This window comes from Falcatimonas sp. MSJ-15 (genome assembly GCF_018918265.1).
Classification (GTDB): Bacteria; Bacillota; Clostridia; order Lachnospirales; family Lachnospiraceae; genus Falcatimonas.
Window position 1 is genome coordinate 81,987 of record NZ_JAHLQC010000011.1, and the last position, 24,550, is coordinate 106,536.

Here is a 24,550-nt window from a genome sequence, read left to right on the forward strand (position 1 = left end):
ATGATTAATTATATAAGAAGTGAATTCTATAGAATAAAAAGAACGAAGAGCCTGTATATATCAATGGGAGTGATATTAGCAGTGTTGGCGTTTGCGATATATGCAGCAACTGATGTAACTAGGGAATATGGACTCGGAGCAGGAATGATATATGCATCCATAGCACAGACACTTGGAATGTGTACTTATATGGTAATATGGATTATGTCATGTGCACAGGGTGATGAAGGTAAATATCATATATTTAAGAGCAGTATATCATCAGGGAGCGGAAGAGGAGTAATATTCTTTGGACGTTTTATAGCTGAGATAGTAACATGTATAATATCATATATAATTATTAACTTGTTCATAATACTTATGACATCACTTATGGCAGGTGATTTTGATACAGAAGCTATGAGTGCATACTGTATGCTTATGCTAAAGCAGTTGCCAGTACTTGTAGCGATGGCAGCAGTTGTTCATACATGCTATATAGTATTTAAAAATTCTCTTTCAGCAGTTGGTGTATCATATTTTATACTTTCATTAATGCCACAGATTGCTACAGTAGTAGGAATGAAGTATAAGTTTATATCTAAGTTAAGAGACTTTTCACCAGTGAGATTTCTAGAAGCTACATTTGATGCAGATACATATACATATAGAGTAGTATGTGCATGGGAGATTGGTAATTCAACTTGGAAGATGATATTGACAGTAGCTATCTATTTTATCGGAGCATTAGTAGTAGGTTATGCTATTATGAGAAAAAAAGATATTAAATAGGTACTAGGATATGAATAAGAAAGATATAAAATAGTTATTCGGATATAAAAATAAAAAAGATATTAAAGATATTCGGATATAAAAATAAAAAAGATATTGAAGTTATTCGAATATAAAAATAAGAAAATATTGAAGTTATTCGAATATAAAAAATTCAATTATGAAGATGGAAGTGGCTAATATGAAAGGATATATAGTAATAATCATAATATTGTCATTAATAAGCGTGTATTCAACTACACGCTTTCTTCTGTTAGAGAATGAGATAAGAAAACTTAATAAGTATCTTGAGAAGATATTAAAATCAAAATCAGATATTACAGAAGATTATAAAAATGCAGCTGATGTTGAAGATGCAAGGATTATAACATGTACAATAGGAGATCGTAATTACGAGAATTTGGTAAAAAATATTAATAAATATATTAAAAATAAGAGAGTTGAAAGAATTACTTTTTTTAACAGAGAGCAGGAGTTCAAGATGGAGATTGCTAATATATCACATGATCTTAGAACACCACTTACAACAATACTTGGATATATGGATTTGATTAAAGAATCACTTAGAGATGAACAGATAAGAATAGAAGATAATGTTAAGAAGAATGACATAATATTAGGCAGGGAAGATACTAGAGAGAATAATAATATATCAGAATCACAACGAGTAGAAGCAATAGAACATACAAAAAGTGATATATGGACATATATAGACATAGTAGAGAGACGTTCTAAGAATCTGCAGAATCTAATCGAGCAGTTCTATGAATATTCAAGGCTTAATGATATTAATTATGTAATTGAACTTACCAAAGTTAATATTACACAGATTGTAAGCGAACATCTTCTTTCATATTATCAGGATTTTGAAAACAGAGGGATAGAAGTTCATGTTGATATAGAAGACAGACCAATATGGGTAAGTGGAAGTGAGAATACAATAGGAAGGATAGTTAACAATCTTACAGGTAATGCATTAAAATATGCGACAGATGGACTAAAAGTTAAAGTATATGAAGATGATAATTATGCATATATAGAATATTCTAATCGGACAGAATGTATGACAGAGTATGATATTAAGCATATTTTTGATAGATTTTTTATGACAGATAAATCACGCAATAAGAGTAGTTCAGGACTTGGACTTACAATAAGCAGACTCCTTGCAAATAAGATGGGTGGCGAGGTTTATGCAGAATATGAAGAACCATGGTTTATAATAACAGTAAAATTAAAAAAATGGGATTCAGATTAATGAGTTAATTAAATATATGTGGATTGTCAAAACAATATTAATATTGTATGTGATAAAAGGTGATTAATAAAAAATAATTATAGATTTTACATTGATTTTACATAAGAATGATTATAGATTTTACATAAGACCATTATTATATGCATTGTAAAGAAAAAGAAATAAAAGTGCAAAGCACATAATAATGGAGGAATTAAAAATGAGAAAATTTATCGGAATGGCAATGGGAGTAATCCTTATGGCAACAGCCATGGTTGGATGTGGCAGTAAAGATGCTAATGGAACAGGAACTGAATCTGGTAAAGCAGTACAGGAGACAACGATTGATGGTACAGATAAGAAATCAGACAGCAAAGATTCAAAATCAGATTTTGATACAAGTTCTGAGATTACAGTAGTATCAAGAGAAGATGGTTCAGGTACAAGAGGTGCATTCATAGAACTTATGGGCATTGAACAGAAGAATGCCGACGGTAAAAAAGTTGATATGACAACAGAAGAAGCAGTTGTAACTAACTCAACATCAGTAATGATGACAACAGTAGCAGGTGATGAATATGCACTTGGATATATCTCACTTGGTTCATTAGATGATACAGTAAAAGCAGTAAAAGTTGATGGAGTTGAAGCAACTGTTGATAATATCAAGAGTGATAAATACAAAGTATCAAGACCTTTCAATATTGCAACAAAAGGTGATGTAACAGGAGTTGCAGCAGATTTTATCAAATTCATCATGAGTGCTGATGGACAGGAAGTTATCACAGATAATGGATATATCAGTGTATCAGAAGAAGGTGCTTTTACAAGTGATAATTCAGAAGGTAAGATTGTTATAGCTGGTTCTTCATCAGTAACACCTGTTATGCAGAAATTAAAAGAAGCATATCTTAAAGTTAATACAAAAGCTGAAATTGAGATTCAGGAAAGTGATTCATCAACAGGTATGCAGGCAGCTATCGAAGGTGCATGTGATATCGGTATGGCATCAAGAGACTTAAAAGATAGTGAAAAAGAAAGCGGACTTACACCAACAGTAATAGCAAAAGATGGTATTGCAGTAATCGTTAACAATAATTGTCCTGCAGAAGATTTAAAATCAGAAGATATTATGAAAGCATTCACAGGCGAAGTAACAGAGTGGTCAGAGATATATGAATAAGATAATAGATAAATTAATGAAGGTAGTATTCTTTATTGCAGCATGTGCGTCAATAGTAGCAGTAGCACTTATATGTGGATTTATGTTTGCTAATGGCGTTCCTGCAATAGGAAAGATAGGATTTGTAAAGTTTATATTTGGTAAAGTATGGAAACCGGGAAGCGAATTATTTGGAATCTTTCCTATGATAGTCGGAAGTTTATATGTTACAGCCGGAGCGATAATTATAGGAGTTCCAATAGGAATATTGACAGCGATATTTATGTCAAAGTTTTGTCCAAAAGGATTGTACAAATTTTTAAAACCTGTAATAGATTTACTTGCAGGTATCCCTTCAGTAGTTTATGGATTCTTTGGCCTTGTGGTTATAGTACCATTTGTGCGTGAGAATATTGGCGGAAAGGGGTATAGCATCCTTTCCGCTTCTGTTTTATTAGGGATAATGATACTTCCGACTGTCATCGGAGTATGTGAATCAGCAATTAATGCTGTACCTGAGAGTTACTATGAAGGTGCACTTGCACTTGGTGCAACACACGAGAGAAGTGTATTTAAAGCGGTAGTACCTGCTGCCAAATCAGGAATATTTGCCGGAGTAGTTCTTGGAATAGGTAGAGCAATAGGCGAAGCGATGGCAGTAATTATGGTATGTGGTAATCAGGCAAGAATGCCAAAAGGACTATTAAAGGGTGTTAGAACTCTTACGACCAATATTGTAATGGATATGGGATATGCAGCAGATCTTCACAGAGAAGCACTCATTGCGACAGGTGTTGTATTATTTGTATTCATATTATTAATCAATATTGCATTTTCAGTGCTAAAGAGTAAGGAGGCAAAATAATTCATGAAAAAATATATAAGACATCCTGGTTCACTTATAATAAGAGCAATTGTATATCTAGCAGCAGCATTCACTGTTATAATGCTTGGTTTTATAATTGCACATATACTTATAAAAGGTGTGCCATATCTTACTCCGGATTTATTCGCACTTAAGTATAATTCTGATAATGTGTCGATGATGCCTTCAATAATTAATACACTTATAATGATAGTACTTGTACTTGTTATAGCAGTTCCATTTGGTATATTCTCAGCAATATATCTTGTAGAATATGCAGATAAGAATAATAAATTCGTGAATGTAATAAGACTTACAACAGAGACTTTAACAGGAATTCCTTCAATCATATATGGTCTGTTTGGTATGCTCTTTTTTAATTATGCATTACATTGGGGTAATTCTCTTATCGGTGGAGCATTAACACTTGCAATAATGGTACTTCCTGTAATTATGAGAACGACAGAAGAAGCACTTATTGCAGTACCATTAAGTTACAGAGAAGGTTCATTTGCTCTTGGAGCAGGTAAGGTAAGGACAATATTTAAAGTAGTACTTCCACCGGCTGTTCCAGGTATACTATCAGGTATAATTCTTGCGATAGGTCGTATAGTTGGAGAAACAGCAGCTCTTGTATATACAGCAGGTACAGTACCGGATCTGCCAAAGAGTATATTCTCATCAGGCAGAACACTTGCAGTTCACATGTATTCATTAAGTCGTGAAGGTATGTATACGAATCAGGCTTATGCAACTGCAGTAATATTATTGTTACTTGTCATTATAATTAATAGAGTATCAGCACTTATTGCAAAAAAATTGCAAAAGTAATATTTTTAGGGGGTATCTGGGCTTGTCAGAGTATTAATAATATCAACGAAAACACGCTTTCGCTAAGTGTACATCGTAACGGTACTAAGTTTGTTGGAAGTTAAAACTTTAGGCGCACTAAGTGCCGACGATTACCACATTGTTTTTTTATGATATTATTAATACTCTGACAAGCCGATTTACGTTTTCGTGAGATGTTAGTAGTGTTTATGTAAGGCGATTTGCGATTTTGTGAGATGTTAGTAGTGTTTATGTGAAGCGATTTGTGTTTTTGTGAGATTTAGTAGTGTTTATGTAAGGTGATTTGCGTTTTTTGTTAAAAAAACGCTCTCACTAGTAATATTTTTAGTGAGAGTGTATTTTAAATGATACTATTATACTTTTATGGTGCTAATACAAGGGCAAGATTTATTTTAGATAGTCGGGTGTAACATCACGTCCCATATCTTTAAGAAGTTTTTTATCACTTCGTATTGTTGCACATGCAACGGTTGTAAGCATATTGCCGGTAATAGTTGCAGAAGCACCGGATTTAAAAGCAAGCTCGCCATCATTGGTAAGTAATGCACGTCCGGCAGCAAGTCTTATATCAGCAGTCGGATTAATATATCTAAAGAAAGCGATAGTTCTTAGAATATCTTTTTCACTTATTCTCTCAAGATTCTCAAGAGGAGTTCCTTTTATAGGCATAAGTGCGTTAATAGGGATTGAATCTACAGGAATTTCAGACAGGCTTACAGCCATGTCAAGGCGATCTTCCCATGTCTCACCCATTCCGATAATTCCACCAGAACAAGCATACATTCCTTCAGCTTTAACTTTTTTCAGAGTATCTATCTTCATATCATAAGTATGTGTAGTGCATATATTAGGAAAGTTTCTCTTAGAAGTTTCTATATTATGGTGGTAACTTGATACACCTGCTTCATGAAGTCTGTGCAATTGTTCAGAAGATAAGAATCCCATTGAAGCACATAAGTCAATTTTACATTCTTTTTTCATAGTCTCATAAGCATGAATTGCTTTATCAAATTCGATACCGGTAAGTGCCTTGCCGGCAGTTACTATTGAAAAGCGATCTACACCTTCGCTTTCATTCATGCGACATGCTTCTAATATCTTATCTTCTGGAAGAAAATCATATATATCACAATCTGTATGATGATGTGCAGATTGGGCACAATATTTACAGTCTTCAGGGCATCTGCCGCTTCTTCCATTTATAATAGAGCATAGATCAACTTTGTCACCTACAAAGTGTTCTCTTATCTTATCAGCACCTTTACACAATTCATCAAGATCACATGTAAGAAAAAAGGTTAGATCATCATCTCTTGTAATTCTTCGTCCGTTAATTATCTCATTAGCCAGTTCCATTGCATCCATACGCTCGTCTCCATTCGTTTATTATATTATAAAAAACTCTCATAAAAGTACATTGGTGGCATATATTTTTAAATTTTTTAGTGAATTATGATTGATAATATTATTTTTTATTAATACCATAATTAAAATAAGGAAATAAAAGGTAAACCTCAATGTACTATAAGTTAACAATAATACTTTTTATATTTGGTGTCAACTCTTAAAAAAAGACTATTGAATTTCGCTACCATATTAAAGTATAATACTAGTTGTGTGTTGTCTGGCTAAGAGAGGATAGACAGATATATGTATACACAAAAAAATATTAAGGGGTCAAAATAATGAGGACAGAGATTACGAGAGAAGAACTCGAAAGAGCAACAGGTACTATTAACAGAATCAATGGATACTATCAGAGTAAGGTAGTTGGACAGTCATATCTTGGATGTGCACTTTTGGTTGCACTTATGACTAATGAACATATTCTGCTTGAATCGGTACCGGGACTTGCCAAGACAACTGCAGCAAAAGTAATGACTGATGCTGTTAATGGTGAGTTTTCAAGAATTCAGTGTACTCCTGATTTATTACCAGGAGACATAATTGGAACACAGATCTATAATGCAGCAACTAATACGTTCGAGAATAAGCTTGGACCTGTATATGCTAACTTTGTACTATTAGATGAAGTTAACCGTTCAAGTGCCAAGACACAGAGTGCAATGCTTGAAGCGATGCAGGAACATGCTGTAAGTATTGGGGGAACTACTTACAATATGCCAGAAGTATTTGTTGTAATCGCAACACAGAATCCAGTAGAACAAGAAGGAACATATATGCTTTCCGAAGCACAGATGGATAGGTTTTTATTAAAAGTTAATCTTACATATCCGGATGCAGCAAGTGAGATGGAGATTCTTAATAGAATTGAAGCAGACATATTTAGCGAAAGTCATGCAGTTGCATCATTAGATGATATTGTATTTTTACAGAAACTTTGTAAAAAAGTATATATGGATCCGGCAATCAAGAAGTATATAGTAGATATAGTTCAGGCATCAAGAATGACAGACAGAATTCTGCCACCAGAATTATCACAGTATATCTCAATGGGAGCAAGTACCAGAGCAGCAATAGCATTTATGGATGTAGCTAAAGCAGTTGCACTTGCTAATGGAAGAGTATATTGCATACCAGATGATGTCAAGATGATGCGTTATTCCGTACTCAGACACAGAATAATGCTTAATTTTGCTGCAGTTGCTGATGGAATTAGCGAAGAGACGATAATTGATGCGATAATAGGGGCGGTTAAGACACCATGAGACTGAATTATATAATGAAGATAGAATCACAGCTTAAGAGATATAGGACAATAAGTACTAACAGACTTACTTCAAGAATACTTGATGGTTCGTATGTATCAATGTATAAAGGGAGAAGTATGAACTTCGATGAATTAAGAGAATATGAGCAGGGTGATGATATAAGAGATATTGATTTTAAAGCATCAGCAAGAAATCCACAGGGTAAATTCCTGGTGAAACAGTATATAGCAGAGAAAAAACATAATATTATGTTATGCATAGATACTAATAAAAGAATGCTTGCACATACACCGTCAGGATATGAAAAAAGAGAAACTGCACTTATGACAGCAGGTACTCTTGCATGTCTTGTATCTAAGAATGGTGATTATGTAAGTGCAACATTCTCTAATGACAAACTTATGGAACATTATCCTTTTAAAAATGGAACTATTAATATTGAGAATATATTAGAGCAATATTATAAAGCTGTTAATATGAATAATGAATCAACACTTACAGATTCACTTAAATATATTATCCGTAATTATAGAAGAAGAATGATAATCTTGATAGTTACTGATATTGAAGGAATAAGAAGTATAGATGAGAATATTCTTAGACAGATTAGAGCTGTTAATGATGTGCTTTTAGTATGTGTGGAAGATGCACAGGCAACCGGTGGGAATGTATATAGTGTTAAGAATGCAAGTTATCTGCCTGAATTTCTTACAGGAGATAAAAAACTTGCAAAGATATTGCAACAGAAGAAACAAGATGTATATGAAGAATGTGAAGCAAAACTTAAGAGATATGGAATAGCACATTCTATTATAAATAGTTGTGAAGAGATTGACACTAAGATAATTGAACTTCTTGAGAAGCACAAAAAGAATTAATATGTTTTTATAAAATATGTTCACACCTAATACAATTTAATTAGAATAGATGCAAAGCTAGAAAGAGGAAAGATATAATATGCAGACAGAGGTAAAACTTCAAGATCCTTTTTCTTATTCACTGTTACCGGTTATAATTACAGGTATTATTGTAGTAGCATTTATTATTTTTATAATAGTGAGAAAAATTATAATAATAAGAAAAAATGCAAAAATGCGTAAGAAAACGGTAATAGAAGATAGAAGAAGAGAACTTACTGAAGAAGAAATATTACAGATAAAAAAAGAATATATATCACAGCTTATAAAGATACAGGAAGGTTATGACAATGGCCAGCTTGCAATGCGTGATACATATCAGAGAATAAGTGCAAGTATCAGAGAATTTGTATTTAAAGTCACAGATATAGAAGTACATAATTATACACTTACAGATATAAAGAGACTTAATATGCCAGTTCTTGCGGAACTTGTTGAAGAATATTACAGACCGGAATTCGAAAGAGAATCACTAGGTGATGTTAAGAATTCTATAGAAAAAACAAAAAGGGCGATAGAAAGATGGAATTAAGAAATCAATATGTAATCTATATTTTTGCAGCCATCCTGGCAGTTGTTTTTATTCTGCGTGGTAAGAATAAGACTGATAGGTATAATGGCGGTAAAAAAGTAACAGGTATGTCTTATATTGAAGATGATCCATATTATAAGAAAAGATTAAGAACATACAAAGTATTATCAGCGATGGTTGCTATATTATGCATATTAAGTATTGTAACATCAGTTGTTATACTTGCAAGGCCTTATAGCAGAGCTTATGTTGAAAAAGAGAATCATAACAGAGATATAATGTTGTGCCTTGATATATCAACATCTGTAGACGAACTTAATCTGTCACTTGTTGAAAATCTTAAAAGTGTAGTAAATGAACTAAAAGGAGAACGATTCGGAATAGTAATATTTAATACATCTCCGGTATTATTAGTACCACTTACAGATGATTATGAATATGTTAATAATACTCTTGATGAGCTTGCAAGATGTCTTACTAATAGAATAGATGATGATTATAGCGATGATGAATGGATGTATCTTCAGTCATATCTTGAGACAGGAACACTTGTAGGTAATGAAGAAAGAGGAAGTTCACTGATTGGAGATGGACTTGCAGGTGCATGCATTAATTTTGATAATCCTGAGACTGAGAGAACAAGAATAGTGATATTGGCAACAGACAATGATATTCAGGGTGAGCCTTATTATACACTAAGTGAAGCGGCATCACTTTGTGCTGATAATAAGATAATTGTATTTGGAATTGGAACTAAAGAGATGACAAGTGACAATTCCGAATCTATGGAGAGTGCTGTTAGAACTACAGGTGGAAGTTTTTATATTGAAGAAGAGAGTGGAACAGTTAAGAGTATAATTAATGATATTAACAAGCAGGAAAAGAGCCTTATAAAAGGTAATAAAGAACTTATAAAAACAGACATAATAACGATTCCTTTTATAATTCTCATGATATCAATATCATTAATGTATATGCTTGCATCAATTATTAAAAAATAATAAGGAAGACATTATGGAGAGTATGAAATATGAAGATTAATCCTATTATACCAATATGGCTGATGGCTGTTATATGTGTGGTTATCCTCTTTTTTAGACGAAAAAAGGCAGCATATATAAGACAGATTGTAGCAGTAATATTATTATTTGTTATGAATCTTAGAATAATGATACCGGATATGACAGTTAAGAAGACAGATGTAGAGATGAATACAAGAGTATTATTTGTAATAGATAATACTCTTAGTATGATTGCGAATGATTGTGATGATAACAGACAGAGAATGGAAGCAGTTAAGGAAGATTGTGAATATATAACAGATAAACTTGCAGGATCAAAGTTTGCAATAATAACATTTGATAATGTGGCTGAAGTTGTATCACCATATACAGGTAATACAGAATTTGTTAAGAATGCAATACAGTCAATAAGACCGTTAGATTCGCTATATGCGAAGGGAACATCATTTGAAGCACCACTTGATGATATTAAGAGAATGTTAGATAGTATAGAAGATGAAAAATGTAATAAAATAATTTTCTATATAAGTGATGGTGAGATAACTAATGGTGATAATATGCCTTCATATAAGAAGATAAGTGAACTTGCAGATGCTGGAGCTGTACTTGGCTATGGAAGTGAAGAAGGCGGTAAGATGTATGTAGATGAGTACGGAGATGGTGAAGAAGCGATAAAAGATCCAGATACCTATAAAGATGCAATATCAAAGATTGATGAAGATAATCTTAAAAAGATTGCAAAAGATATGGGACTTAATTATGTCAAGATGGATTCTAAGAAAGATATTGATAAAATATTAAAGGATATAATAGATAATTCTGATGCAATAGAGGATGAGAATGATACAAAAGGCTATGCAGATATTTATTATTTTTTTGCAATACCATTAATTATTCTTGCTGCGTATGAATTATATACAATGAAAAGGAAGTGAGAGATATGCTAAAGCGAATGACAATCGTATGGGGAATAATAACAGCAATATTTGTATATCTTCTTGTTAACTATACTTCTAATGAGATAATGATTAACAATTATAAAAAAGGAGAATATAATAATAATCCACTGTCATTTATGGGATTTTATGAGCCTTATGTTGAAGATTATAACAGAGGTAACATAGCATATAAAAATGATGATTATGAGATGGCAGTTACTTATTATGAAGAAGCTTTAACTAAGAATCCTCCGGTTAAAAAAGAATGTAGTATAAGAATCAATCTTGTACTTGCAAAGCTTAATCAGATTGATTTTGATAATATCACAGAAGAAGATAAGAATGAGGTAATAAGAACACTTGATGACTGTATTGATATTCTGTGTGAAGATGAATGTGCAACAAGGGATGGTAAAGGACATAATGCTGATGCACAGCAGTTAGAAGAAGATATAGAAGCATTAAAAAAACAGCTTAATGAAACTTCAGAATATGTTAAAGATAATCATGATAATACTAAAGATGATAATAATGAGACTAAAGAAGATAATAATAATGAGCAAAAAAAGGATAAATTAAAAGAAGACCAGCAAAAAGGTCAAGAGGAGAGAAGTGGAGAATTAAGAGAAGACAAAGAATTATCAGATTATGATTATTATGATGGAAAAAGGTGGTAATAGTATATATTTTACATAGATTTTACATTAATCTGATTATACATTTTACATAGCAAATATATAATAAGCCATGATGAAAAAATAAAAAAGGTACTGCAAAAGGAGTAAAATTATATGGCAGAAAAATTTGTTGTGGAAAATTTGAACCTGCATTATGGAGATTTTCACGCATTAAAAGATATTAATCTATCTATGAATGAAAATGAGATAACTGCATTTATCGGACCTTCAGGATGTGGAAAGTCTACATTTTTAAAGACTCTAAACAGAATGAATGATCTTGTGGCAGGTTGTAAAATCGATGGAAGTATAAAACTTGATGGTGAAGATATATATGGTAATATGGATGTTAATATCTTAAGAAAAAGAGTTGGCATGGTATTTCAGAAACCTAATCCATTCCCTATGAGTATATATGATAATATTGCTTTTGGACCAAGGACACATGGTATTAAGAATAAAGCAAAACTTGATGATATCGTTGAAAAATCACTTCGTGATGCAGCAATTTGGGATGAAGTAAAAGACCGACTTAAAAAGAGTGCACTTGGTATGTCAGGCGGACAGCAGCAGCGTCTGTGTATAGCAAGAGCATTAGCTGTTAAACCAGAAGTAATATTAATGGATGAGCCGACATCAGCTCTTGATCCAATATCAACTTCCAAGATAGAAGATCTTGTTCTTGAACTTAAGAAAGACTATACGATTATAATGGTTACTCATAATATGCAACAGGCAACAAGAGTATCTGACCGTACAGTATTTTTCCTTTTGGGTGAGATTGTAGAAAGTGGAAAGACTGAAGACATCTTCTCAGTACCGAAAGATAAACGAACAGAAGATTATATTACAGGGAGGTTTGGATGATGAGAAACAGATTCGACAGGCAGCTTGATGAACTTAATAAAGAACTTAATAATATGGGTAGTCTTATAGAACAGGCTATTGAGATGGCAATAAAGGCACTTATAGAGCAGAATGTTGAACTTGCAAAAACAGCAATTGATTTTGATCAGGAGATTGATGATCAGGAGAAGAAGATAGAGAATCTCTGTATGAAGTTATTAAGAGAGCAACAGCCGGTAGCAAAAGATCTAAGAGTTATATCGGCAGCACTTAAGATGATTACAGATATGGAGAGAATAGGAGATCATGCAGCAGATATATCAGGAATTACAATAGAGATGGCAAAAGATAAATATATCAAGAAGCTTGAACATATACAGATGATGGCAAAAGAGACAACTGTTATGGTAATAAAGAGCATTGATGCTTATGTGAATAAAGATATTGAAATGGCAAAAGAAGTAATAAAGCAGGATGATGTTGTTGATGAACTTTTTGCAAAGATAAAAGCTGAGCTTATAGGTCTTATGAATGCCAATGTGCAAAATGGTGAACAGGCAGCAGATTTGCTTATGGTAGCAAAATATTTTGAACGAATAGGCGATCATGCAACTAATATTGGTGAATGGGTAATATTCTCTATTACAGGTAATCATGAGGTCTAATAATTTAATACGAATATTAAATTATTAGACTGTTACTTTAGATTGAATGATAATTAGTGGATAGAGGAGATGTTTGAGATTATGGGAGAATCAATAGAAGATATTATGCATGATTTCTTTGTAAGTGAGATAAAGCCAGTTTTGGCACCGTATGTCATAGGCTATAATCAGCCTGTTCCATATCTTTCACAAGATAAAGAATATATACTTACTATAATGAAGACTAGAAAAGGTAATCTTAAGGCTGGAATAATTCCACTTGATGAAGAGATGTGTAAAGTATATGATATACCGGGGCACAGAAAAGCAAAAAAAGCAGAACTTATATGTAATTACATAAGTGAAGTATATGAGAATTACAGAATAGAATCTACTGCATATATGATATTAAAAAGAGATGATAGGAAGATTGTATCTATAAATCTATCTGACAGAATAAAATTAAGTCAGGCATTATTCATCTGTAGAATAATTGGAATTGATATCAAAAATATTATGTATGATATGGAGGCTGTAGTCTAGCAAAGGTGGTTTCTGCGAATAATGAATAAACAGATTGAAGATATTGCAAAAATTGAGAGATATATTCAAAAATCGGATTTTGTTAATGACTGCATGAATAAGATAGAACATCTTGAAGCTGAGATAATTAAGATAAATGACAGAGAAAAAAAGCATACAGGAAAAGAAATTATATGCGTAATGTCACATCGTATAAAGACAGCACAAAGTATATATAATAAACTTATCAAAAAAGGTTACATACCTGTAAAGAAGAACATAATAAAACTCAAAGATATAATAGGAATAAGAGTAGTATGTTCTTCTTTGGAGGATGTATACAGACTTAGCGATGAGATTAAGAATATAGAAGATATAATTATATTAAAAGAGAAAGATTATATTAAAAAGCCTAAGAAAAAAGAAAAAATATAAAGTATAGATTTGGGTACAATACATTGTTATTGTGCTTTTTTTGATCTACGGATATGGTTTTGCCAGAGAGTATAATTAATAATGTATAATGATAAATTTTACATAATATTTACGTTAATGTATTAATAAAATTTACATTAGTAAAGTATCATTTATATAGTTAATAATTAAGTAATAAGTAGAAAGAGGAGAACTATAATGAATGGTAAAAAATTAACGTCACTTGAAAAAAGCTGGATATTGTATGATGTAGGTAATTCAGCGTTCATACTTCTTGTATCAACAATAATACCGATTTTATTTAAGAATCTGGCATCACAGGCAGGAGTAGCCAATGCACAATCAACTGTATATTACAGTTATGCAGCATCAATAACAACAATAATAGTAGCAATACTTGGTCCGATATTTGGTAAGATGGGAGATAGACATTCTACTAGAAAGAAACATTTTATAATAAGTTTTGTAGCAGGTGCAATTGCATGTCTTTGTCTTTCAATTACTAACAGTTATCTGGTATTTCTTGGAATATTCATTCTTGCTAAAGTAGCATATTCAATAAGTCTTATACATTATGATTCTATGCTGATGGACGTAACAGATAAGGACAGAATGGATGAGATATCATCACAAGGATTTGCCTGGGGATATATCGGAAGCTGTATTCCATTCGTAATAAGTCTTATGATTATACTTTTGTCAGATAAGATTGGTCTTACAATGAATAATGCAATGAAACTTTCATTTATAATATGTGGAATCTGGTGGATAGTAAGTTCAATACCATTAAGCAGACAGTATAATCAAAGATGTGTTAATTCTGAAGATACTAATATTATTAAAGTTTTAAAAGAGATTAAAAATAACAAGAAAGTATTAAAGTTCTTAATAGCTTTTTTCTTCTATATAGATGGAGTATATACAATAATTGAGATGGCAACTTCTTATGGCAAAGATGTCGGAATAGATGACAATTCAATGCTTTTAGCACTTTTACTAACACAGATAATAGCTTTCCCTTTTGCATTAATATTTGGAAAATTATCAAAAAAATATAAAACAGATAATCTTATATCAATTGCAGTTGGAGCATACTTTATTATAGCACTATTTGCACTTTCACTTGATTGTGCGTGGAAGTTCTGGCTTCTTGCTATATGTGTTGCTATATTCCAGGGAGCAGTACAAGCACTTTCAAGATCATATTATGCAAGAATAATACCACAAGAAAAAGCAGGTGAATATTTTGGAATATATGATATATTTGGAAAAGGAGCATCATTTTTTGGAACAATGTTAATGGGAATTGCGACACATATAACAGGGAATTCAAGAGTAGGTGTATTTATGATAGCACTTATGATATTCATAGGATTTTGTATATTTAATGGTGGACGAATAAGAGAAAGTGAAAAAAATAAGGAAGTTATAACAGATACAACATTTTAAAACTTACTTAAGTTTTTAAGACAGCTTCATTGACGATACTTATCTGGTGTGATATATAAATATAGGTAGTATAATAGAAACTACCCTTCTAAGAGAGAGCATTTTACTTTTGGAAGGAGTAGTTTTTTTAATATAATGAAAAAAGGATGTGTGAAAATTGTTAACTTACTCATTAGAAGACAGAGGTTCAGTGCCAATATATGATTATCTGTATCAATGTATTAGAGATGATATTTTGTCAGGCAAGATAAAAAAAGATGAAAAACTCCCATCAAAAAGAGAGTTTGCAAAACACAATAAAGTAAGTGTCATAACAATTGAAAATGCGTATTCACAACTTCTTACAGAAGGTTTTATATATTCACTTCCTAAGCGGGGATATTATGCTTCGGATATACTTAAAAACACAGAATACCTTGATAAGAATCAGAATGTTAAAGTTGCACATGAGCAAGAATTTGTAACAAAATATGTAGATCATGAATATTTTGTTGATCTGAAGTCTAATAGTGCATCGCTTGACAATTTTCCATTTTCTGTATGGTCAAAACTTATGCGAGAAGTATTATCTGTTCATGATACTTCATTATTAAAAATAGTACCTTTTAACGGAATTGCAGAACTAAGAATGGCACTTAGCGATTATCTATATAGATTTAGAGGAATTGCAGTATCACCGGATCAGATCATTATAGGAGCAGGAACTGAATATCTATATTCAAGACTTATACAGCTTCTTGGCAGTGAAGACAGATTACATTTTGCAGTAGAAGATCCGGGATATAAGAAGATATCAGAGATATATAAGAGTAATGGACTTGATTATTCATATATTCCGGTTGATGATAATGGAATGAAGATAGATGAACTTGAGAAGTCCAATGCTAATATAGCACATATATCAGCATCCCATCTATATCCGCTTGGACAGATAATGCCAATTAAGAGAAGACAGGAACTGTTACGATGGGCAGCTAAGAAGGAAGACAGATATATAATAGAAGATGATTATGATTGCGAATTCAGAATTAATGGTAAACCGGTGCCACCGATAAAAAGTTATGACACATGTAATAAAGTTATATATATTAATACTTTTTCAAAGACGTTGTCACCTTCGATAAGAATAAGTTATATGGTACTTCCGGAGAAACTTATGGAGAAATATATTAATACTATGAGTTTTTATGCATGTACAGTATCAAGTTTTGAGCAGTATACACTAAAGCGTTTTATCAGTGAAGGCTATTTTGAGAGACATATAAGCAGAATGAGAAATTATTATAAGAATCTTCACAGCGATATAATTAAGGCAGTTAGAAAGTCGGAATTTATAAACAGAGCAATTATATGTGAGGGTAATGCAGGAACGCATATTCTTTTGAAACTGGATACAGACAAGACAGATAAAGAACTGATTGAAGCAGCAGCCGGATATGATGTTAATATAACATTTGTATCAGAATATTGCAGCGATACTTTACTTGGCTGTGGTAATTACAATCATATTCTTATAGTCAACTATTCAGCGATAGTACCAGAGAGGATGGAGTATGCATTTAATGTTATTGCAAAGATATTGTAATAAGAAGGAATACAAAAATAGTTTGATAAATCAGAATATTTGGTGCATAATATGAGAAGATGATATCTTGATATATAGATAATATTACATTGACATATTAAAAAAGAGAGGAAGACAATATGAAGTTTACAAATTATGAGCTTATAAAAAAACAAAGTATCCCTGAATTAAAATCAGAAGGATATCTGTTAAGACACAAAAAGAGTGGTGCAAGAGTAGTATTGTTATCAAATGATGACGAGAATAAAGTATTTACAATCGGTTTTAGAACACCACCTGAGAATTCAAAAGGTGTACAGCATATAATCGAACATTCAGTATTATGTGGGTCAAAACTGTATCCGGCAAAAGATCCATTTGTTGAACTTGTAAAAGGATCACTTAATACATTCCTTAATGCGATAACATATCCTGATAAGACAATATATCCTATTGCAAGCTGTAACGATACTGATTTTCAGAACCTTATGCATGTATATGTTGATGCAGTTTTTAATCCTAATATATACGAGAGAAAACAGATCTTTATGCAGGAAGGCTGGCATTATGAACTAGAGAATGAAGATGACGAGTTAAAATATAATGGCGTCGTATATAATGAGATGAAAGGTGCTTATTCATCACCGGATGAAGTACTTAATAATATTACATTACAGACTCTTTTTCCAGATACATGTTATAGCAAAGATTCAGGTGGAAGACCTGATGTGATTACAGATCTTTCTTATGAAGAGTTTCTTGAATATCACAGAACACATTATCATCCATCAAATAGCTATATCTATCTGTATGGTAATATGGATATGGATGAGAAGCTTGAATTTCTTGATAGAGAGTACTTAAGCAAATATGATGCAATAGAAGTTGATACAGAGATTAAGAGTCAGCCACAGGCAGGTAGAGTTAAGAAAGTTACAGGAACATTCTCAGTAACAGAAGGTGATACAGATACAAAATCATATCTGTCATACATTGTATTATGTGGGAATATTCTTGATAAGGAATTGTATCTTGCAATGCAGATGCTTGACTATGCACTTTTATCATCATCAGGTGCACCATTAAAGCAGGCACTTATAGATGCAGGCATAGGAAGTGATGTATATGGTTCATATCTTAATATTAAACAGCCTGTATATTCAATTATTGCCAAAGATGCAGATGAAAAAGACAAAGACAGATTTGTTAAGATTATAAAAGATACATTACGAGAACTTGCTGATAATGGTATTGATAAGAATTCACTCTTAGCAGGAATTAATTATTTTGAATTCAAATATAGAGAAGCAGATTTTGGACAGTTTCCAAAAGGACTTATGTATGGAATACAGGCATTTGACAGCTGGTTATATGATGATAATGAACCATTTATGCATATACAGGCTAATGATACTATAGAATTCCTTAAGAATAATGTAGACAGTGGCTATTTTGAGAATATTATTAAAAAGTATCTTTTAGATGAAGACAACCTTGCAATCGTTGTTCTTAATCCAGAAGAATCACTTACTAAGAAACAGGATGATATTACAAAAGCAAAACTTGCTGATTATAAGAAGACACTTTCAAAAGAGCAGATTCAGGAGATAATTGACAATACAAAAGCACTTAAGAAATATCAGGAAGAGCCAAGTACAAAAGAAGAACTTATGACTATTCCTCTGCTAAAGAGAGAAGATATAAGGAGAGAAGCAGCACCTCTTTATGTTGATGAGAGAGATGTTAATGGAGTAAAAGTAATATATTCAGATGTATATACTAATGGAATTGGATATCTAAAACTTACATTTAACACACAGTATGTTCCTGACGAATTAGTACCATACGCTGGACTTTTAAGAGCTGTACTTGGAGACATTGATACAGACAGACATAGCTATTTTGAACTGTCTAATGAGATTGATATGAATACAGGTGGAATCGGTTTTGTATCAGCAATGTATCCAAATATAAAAGATTATAAGAAGTATGTAGCATCAATAGAAGTATCAGCCAAATCACTTTATGCAAAACAGGGATTTGTATTTGATACGATTGAAGAGATTATCAATCATTCAAAATTTGATGATGAAAAGAGACTTCTTGAGATAATCAATGAAGTTAAGTCAAGACTACAGTCAGCTATATTATCATCAGGACATACACTTGCTGTAAAAGAAGCTGCATCATATTATTCAGAATATTCATATTATTCAAACCTTACAGGTGGAATTGAATATTATAATTTTATTACAGATATTCAGAAGAATTATGATAAGAAAAAAGATGAGATAATAGCTAACCTTAAGAAAGTTGCAATGCTTATATTCAAAAAAGAAAATCTTACTGTATCATATACAGCAGATGAAGACGGATATAAGGAGATACCATCTCTCTTAACTGCTTTTATAGAGAAACTTAATACAGTTAAAGCTGAGAAAGTTGTAAGAAAATTTAACATTATTAAGAAAAATGAAGGCTTTATGACACCTTCACAGGTTCAGTATGTAGCAAGATGCGGCAACTTCATTAACCATGGATATCAATATACAGGTGCGTTGAAGATATTAAAGTTAATCTTAAGTTATGATTATCTGTGGATTAATGTACGAGTAAAAGGCGGAGCTTATGGTTGTATGAGCAGCTTTGGAAAAAATGGTGAATTATATCTTGTATCATATAGAGATCCAAATCTAAAGGAGACTAATGAGATCTATGAAAAGACAGCTGATTATATAAGAAACTTTGATGTCGATGAGAGAGATATGACCAAATATATCATAGGAACAATGAGTGAGATGGATACACCACTTACTCCATCAGCCAAAGGATCAAGATCTTATACAACTTATATGAATGGTATATCCTATGAAGATATTCAGAAAGAGAGAGAAGAGATACTTACAGCTAATAAGGAAGACATAAGAAAACTTGCCGGAATTGTTGAAAGCGTAATGAAAGATGATTATTTGTGCGTTGTCGGTAGTGAAGGTAAGATAAAAGAAAATAAAGATATGTTCTTAGAGATAAAGAATCTTTTATAAAGGAGTAAAAATGAACGAAAATTGTAAATCAGGATTTGTAACACTGATAGGAAGACCTAATGTTGGCAAGTCTACACTAATGAACCATCTGATTGGCCAAAAGATTGCGATAACATCTAATAAGCCTCAGACAACAAGAAACAGGATACAGACTGTCTATACAGATGAGAGAGGACAGATAGTATTCCTTGATACACCAGGTATTCACAAAGCTAAGAATAAACTTGGAGAATATATGGTCAATATTGCTGAGAAGAGTATCAAAGATGTTGATGTAATATTATGGCTTGTAGAACCAACAACATATATAGGTGCAGGTGAACAGCATATTGCAGAACAGTTAAGACACTGTAAGAAACCGGTAATTCTTGTAATTAATAAGATAGATACTGTAAAAAAAGATGAGATACCAAAGTTTATTGATGCATACAAAGAAGTATGTGATTTTGCAGAGATAATACCGGTATCAGCATTAAGAAGTAATAATACAGATACTGTAACAGACTGTATATTCAAATATCTTCCATACGGTCCTATGTTTTACGATGAAGATACAATAACAGACCAGCCAATGAAACAGATTGTTGCTGAGATGATAAGAGAAAAAGCACTTCGTTCTCTTGACGAAGAGATACCTCATGGAATAGCTGTATGTATAGACCGAATGAAAGAAAGAGGTAATACAGGTATTATGGATATTGATGCTACAATTATATGCGAGAGAGACTCACATAAAGGAATTATAATTGGAAAAGGCGGAAGTATGCTAAAGAAGATTGGAACACAGGCAAGAGCTGATGCTGAGAATATGCTTGAGATGAAAGTTAATCTTAAGCTATGGGTAAAAGTTAAGAAAGAATGGCGTGACAGTGATTTCTTAATTAAGAATTTTGGATATGATAAGAAACAAGAAGAGATATAATTGATAAAAAAGAGGTGAAGACAGGTATGGCTGACAATAATATTATAACTGTAACAGGTATGGTAATATCAACCATGCCTGTTGGAGAAACCGACAGAAGAATAGTACTTCTTACGAAAGAAAGAGGTAAGATAACAGCTTTTGCAAAAGGAGCAAAAAAGCCGAACAGTCCATTATCTGCTTCATGTCAGCCATTTGTATTTGGAGAGTTTGAAGTATACGAAGGAAGAACATCATATAATATAAGGAATGTTAATGTTAAGAATTATTTTAGAGAACTCGTTACAGATTTCTATGGAGCTTATTACGGGTTCTATTTTCTTGAACTTGCAGATTATTATGGAAGAGAAGGAATCGATGAGAGTGTACTTATAACACTTTTATATCAGACATTCAGAGCACTTCTTAATGAGAATATTCCTAATGAACTTATAAAAGTGATATATGAACTTAAGATAATGACAATTAATGGTGAATATCCGGAGATGACAGTATGTACAGAATGTGGTACAGATACAGATATAGCATATTATAGCGATAATAACAATGGAGTATGTTGCAAGATATGTGGAAGCAGAAGAGGAGACTGTTTTACAATATGTGATTCAACAATATATGCAATGCAATATATAATATTCTCTCCAATAGGCAAGCTGTATAACTTTAATGTTAAAAGAGAAGTGCTATATGAGATGCGAATGATAGTAAATCGCTTTAGAAGCAAGTATATAGATAAAAAATTGAAGTCATTAGAGATATTAGAAAGTCTCTCTAATGAAAAATTGGGTTGAAAAAATAAATTATAAAGGTTACAATAGATTATAATTTTTAGGAGGGTAAAATTGTGAAAAAATTATTAAAAACAGTAATAGTAACTGGATTACTGTGTACAGTTGCAATGTCAGGATGCAAGAAGGCAGATAAGTTCGATCCGTCTTCAAATGCTATTAATATTAAAAGCGACAATACAATTGAAGAGGCAGCTATAGGAAGTTTTTCAGAATCATATTACAATGAGAGCGAATTGACTACATATGTCAATGACAGTGTAGCATCATATAATGATGCTAATGGAAAAGATAAGATTAAAGTTTCATCTGTAAAAGTAAAAGATAACAGTGCAAAGATTATGATGAAATATCAGTCTTATGAAGATTATCAGACATATAATAATGAAGTATTATTTGTCGGAACTGTAAGTGATGCATTAAAAGAAGGATATGATTTTAATGTCAATTTTATATCAACAGAGACTAATGAGAACGTTGCAAAAGATGATATTATATCACACGTTGATTCAAAAGTTGTAGTTGTAAATGAATCTTCAGATTATCTTATTGATCTTCCGACAGCAATAGTGTATTATTCAGATAATACAGCTCTTAACGGTAAGAAAGAAGCTAAACTTACAAAAGATTCATTAACATATATTATATATAAGTAATAAACGTGTTGCGGAAGTCCGTTTTACACAAATAATAAAGAAAGGTTGTTATTAAGATGGAAAAAACAATGGAAAAAATTGTTGCTTTGGCGAAAGCAAGAGGATTTGTATATCCAGGTTCAGAGATTTACGGAGGATTAGCTAATACTTGGGATTATGGTAACCTTGGTGTAGAACTTAAGAACAACGTAAAGAAAGCATGGTGGCAGAAATTTGTTATGGAGAATCCATACAATGTTGGTGTTGACTGTGCAATACTTATGAACCCACAGACATGGGTTGCATCAGGACATCTTGGTGGTTTTGCAGATCCTTTAATGGATTGTAAGAGCTGCCATGAGAGATTTAGAGCAGATAAATTAATAGAAGACTGGTGTGCAGATAACAATTTTGAGCTTGAAGGTTCAGTTGATGCTTGGTCTAATGAACAGATGATGAACTTTATCAATGAGAAAAATATCTGCTGTCCAACATGTGGAAAGCATGATTTTACAGATATCAGACAGTTTAATCTTATGTTTAAGACATTCCAGGGTGTAACTGAAGATGCTAAGAATACAGTATATTTAAGACCTGAGACTGCACAGGGTATATTTGTTAACTTTAAGAATGTACAGAGAACATCAAGAAAGAAGATACCATTTGGTATTGGTCAGATTGGTAAATCATTCCGTAATGAGATAACACCAGGTAACTTTACATTCAGAACAAGAGAATTCGAACAGATGGAACTTGAATTCTTCTGTAAACCTGGAACAGACCTTGAATGGTTCAACTACTGGAGAAGTTACTGTATCAATTGGTTAAAGAGCCTTGGAATCAAAGATGATGAGATGAGAGCAAGAGATCATTCACAAGAAGAATTATGCTTCTATAGCAAAGGAACAACAGATATCGAATTCTTATTCCCATTTGGATGGGGTGAATTATGGGGTATCGCTGACAGAACAGATTATGACTTAACACAGCATCAGAATGTATCTGGTGAAGATATGTCATATTTTGATGATGAAGCAAAAGAAAAATATATCCCTTATGTAATCGAACCATCACTTGGTGCAGACAGAGTTACACTTGCATTCTTATGTGCTGCTTATGATGAAGAAGAACTTGAAGGTGGAGATGTTCGTACAGTATTACACTTCCATCCAGCACTTGCACCAGTTAAGATTGGTATATTACCTTTATCAAAGAAGTTAAACGAAGGTGCAGAAAAAGTATTTGCAGAATTATCTAAGAAATATAACTGTGAATTCGATGACAGAGGTAACATTGGTAAGAGATACAGAAGACAGGATGAGATAGGAACACCTTTCTGTATTACATATGACTTTGATTCAGAAGAAGACCATGCAGTAACTGTTCGTGATAGAGATACAATGGAACAGGAGAGAGTTAAGATCGAAGATCTTAAGGCATACTTTGAAGATAAATTTACATTCTAAAGATATAAGTTGTATTGTAGATTAAGTATATTATAAGCGACTTTACAAAGTTAAGAATGAGAGTGATATATTAATCATATATTCTGGATAATATGTGATATATTCTAGATAATATGTGAGATAGAACTTGACAATTAGATAGTAGTATACTATTATGGTTGACATAAGATGCAACGGGGCATGAGAACTCGTTGCATCTTTTTTTGTGAACAATGTTCATAAGTACTAGCTATAATATCTGCTAGTTGGCGTTCATTGTCGCAACAATACCATTTTATCCATTTATATTTATTTATTCTTTTTATTTACGCAAGTGGCAATAGGTTGCAAGACGAGAAGTGATAACTTATAAGTATATTATGTGTCAGTTTACTATAATATGGCAGAATTAATCAGTTCGAAAACGCATAATAATTATGGAATGATTAATCAATTTGAATACGTATAATCGTTATAGAGTGATTAATAGATTCGAAAACGTATAATCGTTATGGAATAATTAATTAGTTCGAAAATGCATAATCGTTATGGAGTGATTAATCAATTTGAAAACGTATAATCGTTGTAGAATGATTACTTAAGATAAAAAC

General features: G+C 32.1%; 23 protein-coding genes. 22 read left to right on the plus strand and 1 reads right to left on the minus strand.

The features are described 5' to 3' along the window. From KQI85_RS09925 to pstA, 5 genes are all read left to right on the plus strand, one after another. A complete protein-coding gene (locus KQI85_RS09925; RefSeq protein WP_216575930.1) occupies positions 1 to 771 on the plus strand; it encodes a hypothetical protein in 771 nt (256 codons plus the stop codon). A 181-nt stretch (positions 772 to 952) separates the two neighbouring features. After that, the gene (locus tag KQI85_RS09930) at positions 953 to 2,029 is read left to right on the plus strand and encodes a HAMP domain-containing sensor histidine kinase (protein ID WP_216575931.1); all 1,077 of its coding nucleotides are present in this window, start codon (positions 953 to 955) and stop codon (positions 2,027 to 2,029) included. A gap of 199 nt (positions 2,030 to 2,228) precedes the next feature. Continuing rightward, positions 2,229 to 3,191 carry a substrate-binding domain-containing protein gene (locus KQI85_RS09935; RefSeq protein WP_216575932.1) on the plus strand — a complete coding sequence of 321 codons (963 nt, stop codon included), beginning with the start codon at positions 2,229 to 2,231 and terminating at the stop codon, positions 3,189 to 3,191. Further along, a complete protein-coding gene (pstC, locus tag KQI85_RS09940; RefSeq protein WP_216575933.1) occupies positions 3,184 to 4,035 on the plus strand; it encodes a phosphate ABC transporter permease subunit PstC in 852 nt (283 codons plus the stop codon). The genes KQI85_RS09935 and pstC overlap by 8 nt, the downstream gene beginning before the upstream one ends. A gap of 3 nt (positions 4,036 to 4,038) precedes the next feature. Further along, positions 4,039 to 4,866, plus strand: a complete 828-nt coding sequence (gene pstA / locus KQI85_RS09945) for a phosphate ABC transporter permease PstA (RefSeq protein ID WP_216575934.1) — start codon at positions 4,039 to 4,041, stop codon at positions 4,864 to 4,866. A 408-nt stretch (positions 4,867 to 5,274) separates the two neighbouring features. Here pstA and bioB read toward each other — a convergent pair whose 3' ends face one another. Next, positions 5,275 to 6,252, minus strand: coding sequence for a biotin synthase BioB (bioB, locus tag KQI85_RS09950; protein WP_216575935.1), 978 nt, complete (start codon positions 6,250 to 6,252; stop codon positions 5,275 to 5,277). Positions 6,253 to 6,572: 320 nt separating this feature from the next. On the opposite strand from bioB, the gene KQI85_RS09955 reads away from it, so the two are divergent. From KQI85_RS09955 to KQI85_RS10035, 17 genes are all read left to right on the plus strand, one after another. After that, positions 6,573 to 7,556, plus strand: coding sequence for a MoxR family ATPase (locus KQI85_RS09955; RefSeq protein WP_216575936.1), 984 nt, complete (start codon positions 6,573 to 6,575; stop codon positions 7,554 to 7,556). Beyond that, positions 7,553 to 8,437: a DUF58 domain-containing protein gene (locus KQI85_RS09960; RefSeq protein ID WP_216575937.1), complete on the plus strand. Its 885-nt coding sequence runs from the start codon at positions 7,553 to 7,555 to the stop codon at positions 8,435 to 8,437. The genes KQI85_RS09955 and KQI85_RS09960 overlap by 4 nt, the downstream gene beginning before the upstream one ends. A gap of 79 nt (positions 8,438 to 8,516) precedes the next feature. Further along, a complete protein-coding gene (locus KQI85_RS09965) occupies positions 8,517 to 9,008 on the plus strand; it encodes a hypothetical protein (protein WP_216575938.1) in 492 nt (163 codons plus the stop codon). Then, positions 8,999 to 10,009 carry a VWA domain-containing protein gene (locus KQI85_RS09970; protein ID WP_216575939.1) on the plus strand — a complete coding sequence of 337 codons (1,011 nt, stop codon included), beginning with the start codon at positions 8,999 to 9,001 and terminating at the stop codon, positions 10,007 to 10,009. Before KQI85_RS09965 ends, KQI85_RS09970 begins: the two co-directional genes overlap by 10 nt. Positions 10,010 to 10,038: 29 nt before the next feature. Continuing rightward, positions 10,039 to 10,965 (plus strand): VWA domain-containing protein, encoded by a 927-nt coding sequence (locus tag KQI85_RS09975; protein ID WP_216575940.1) that lies wholly within the window; start codon positions 10,039 to 10,041, stop codon positions 10,963 to 10,965. A 5-nt stretch (positions 10,966 to 10,970) separates the two neighbouring features. Beyond that, the gene (locus KQI85_RS09980) at positions 10,971 to 11,645 is read left to right on the plus strand and encodes a tetratricopeptide repeat protein (RefSeq protein WP_216575941.1); all 675 of its coding nucleotides are present in this window, start codon (positions 10,971 to 10,973) and stop codon (positions 11,643 to 11,645) included. A gap of 114 nt (positions 11,646 to 11,759) precedes the next feature. Next, a complete protein-coding gene (gene pstB / locus KQI85_RS09985) occupies positions 11,760 to 12,512 on the plus strand; it encodes a phosphate ABC transporter ATP-binding protein PstB (protein ID WP_216575942.1) in 753 nt (250 codons plus the stop codon). Beyond that, complete coding sequence (gene phoU / locus KQI85_RS09990; protein ID WP_216575986.1) at positions 12,512 to 13,156, plus strand: phosphate signaling complex protein PhoU; 645 nt, start codon at positions 12,512 to 12,514, stop codon at positions 13,154 to 13,156. Before pstB ends, phoU begins: the two co-directional genes overlap by 1 nt. A gap of 81 nt (positions 13,157 to 13,237) precedes the next feature. Next, on the plus strand, positions 13,238 to 13,678 hold the full coding sequence (locus KQI85_RS09995) for a hypothetical protein (protein ID WP_216575943.1): 441 nt from the start codon (positions 13,238 to 13,240) through the stop codon (positions 13,676 to 13,678). Positions 13,679 to 13,699: 21 nt separating this feature from the next. Then, on the plus strand, positions 13,700 to 14,092 hold the full coding sequence (locus KQI85_RS10000) for a hypothetical protein (protein WP_216575944.1): 393 nt from the start codon (positions 13,700 to 13,702) through the stop codon (positions 14,090 to 14,092). A gap of 198 nt (positions 14,093 to 14,290) precedes the next feature. Beyond that, positions 14,291 to 15,541, plus strand: a complete 1,251-nt coding sequence (locus tag KQI85_RS10005) for an MFS transporter (protein WP_216575945.1) — start codon at positions 14,291 to 14,293, stop codon at positions 15,539 to 15,541. Positions 15,542 to 15,698: 157 nt separating this feature from the next. Further along, positions 15,699 to 17,126 carry a PLP-dependent aminotransferase family protein gene (locus tag KQI85_RS10010; RefSeq protein ID WP_216575946.1) on the plus strand — a complete coding sequence of 476 codons (1,428 nt, stop codon included), beginning with the start codon at positions 15,699 to 15,701 and terminating at the stop codon, positions 17,124 to 17,126. Positions 17,127 to 17,245: 119 nt separating this feature from the next. Then, positions 17,246 to 20,149 carry an insulinase family protein gene (locus KQI85_RS10015; protein ID WP_216575947.1) on the plus strand — a complete coding sequence of 968 codons (2,904 nt, stop codon included), beginning with the start codon at positions 17,246 to 17,248 and terminating at the stop codon, positions 20,147 to 20,149. A 10-nt stretch (positions 20,150 to 20,159) separates the two neighbouring features. After that, positions 20,160 to 21,071: a GTPase Era gene (era, locus tag KQI85_RS10020; protein ID WP_216575948.1), complete on the plus strand. Its 912-nt coding sequence runs from the start codon at positions 20,160 to 20,162 to the stop codon at positions 21,069 to 21,071. 26 nt (positions 21,072 to 21,097) lie between these two features. After that, a complete protein-coding gene (gene recO / locus KQI85_RS10025) occupies positions 21,098 to 21,862 on the plus strand; it encodes a DNA repair protein RecO (RefSeq protein ID WP_216575949.1) in 765 nt (254 codons plus the stop codon). 53 nt (positions 21,863 to 21,915) lie between these two features. Continuing rightward, entirely contained in the window at positions 21,916 to 22,515 is a 600-nt protein-coding gene (locus KQI85_RS10030) for a hypothetical protein (protein WP_216575950.1), read from the plus strand. Between the two features lie 56 nt (positions 22,516 to 22,571). Next, the gene (locus KQI85_RS10035; protein ID WP_216575951.1) at positions 22,572 to 23,960 is read left to right on the plus strand and encodes a glycine--tRNA ligase; all 1,389 of its coding nucleotides are present in this window, start codon (positions 22,572 to 22,574) and stop codon (positions 23,958 to 23,960) included. Positions 23,961 to 24,550: the final 590 nt, after the last annotated feature.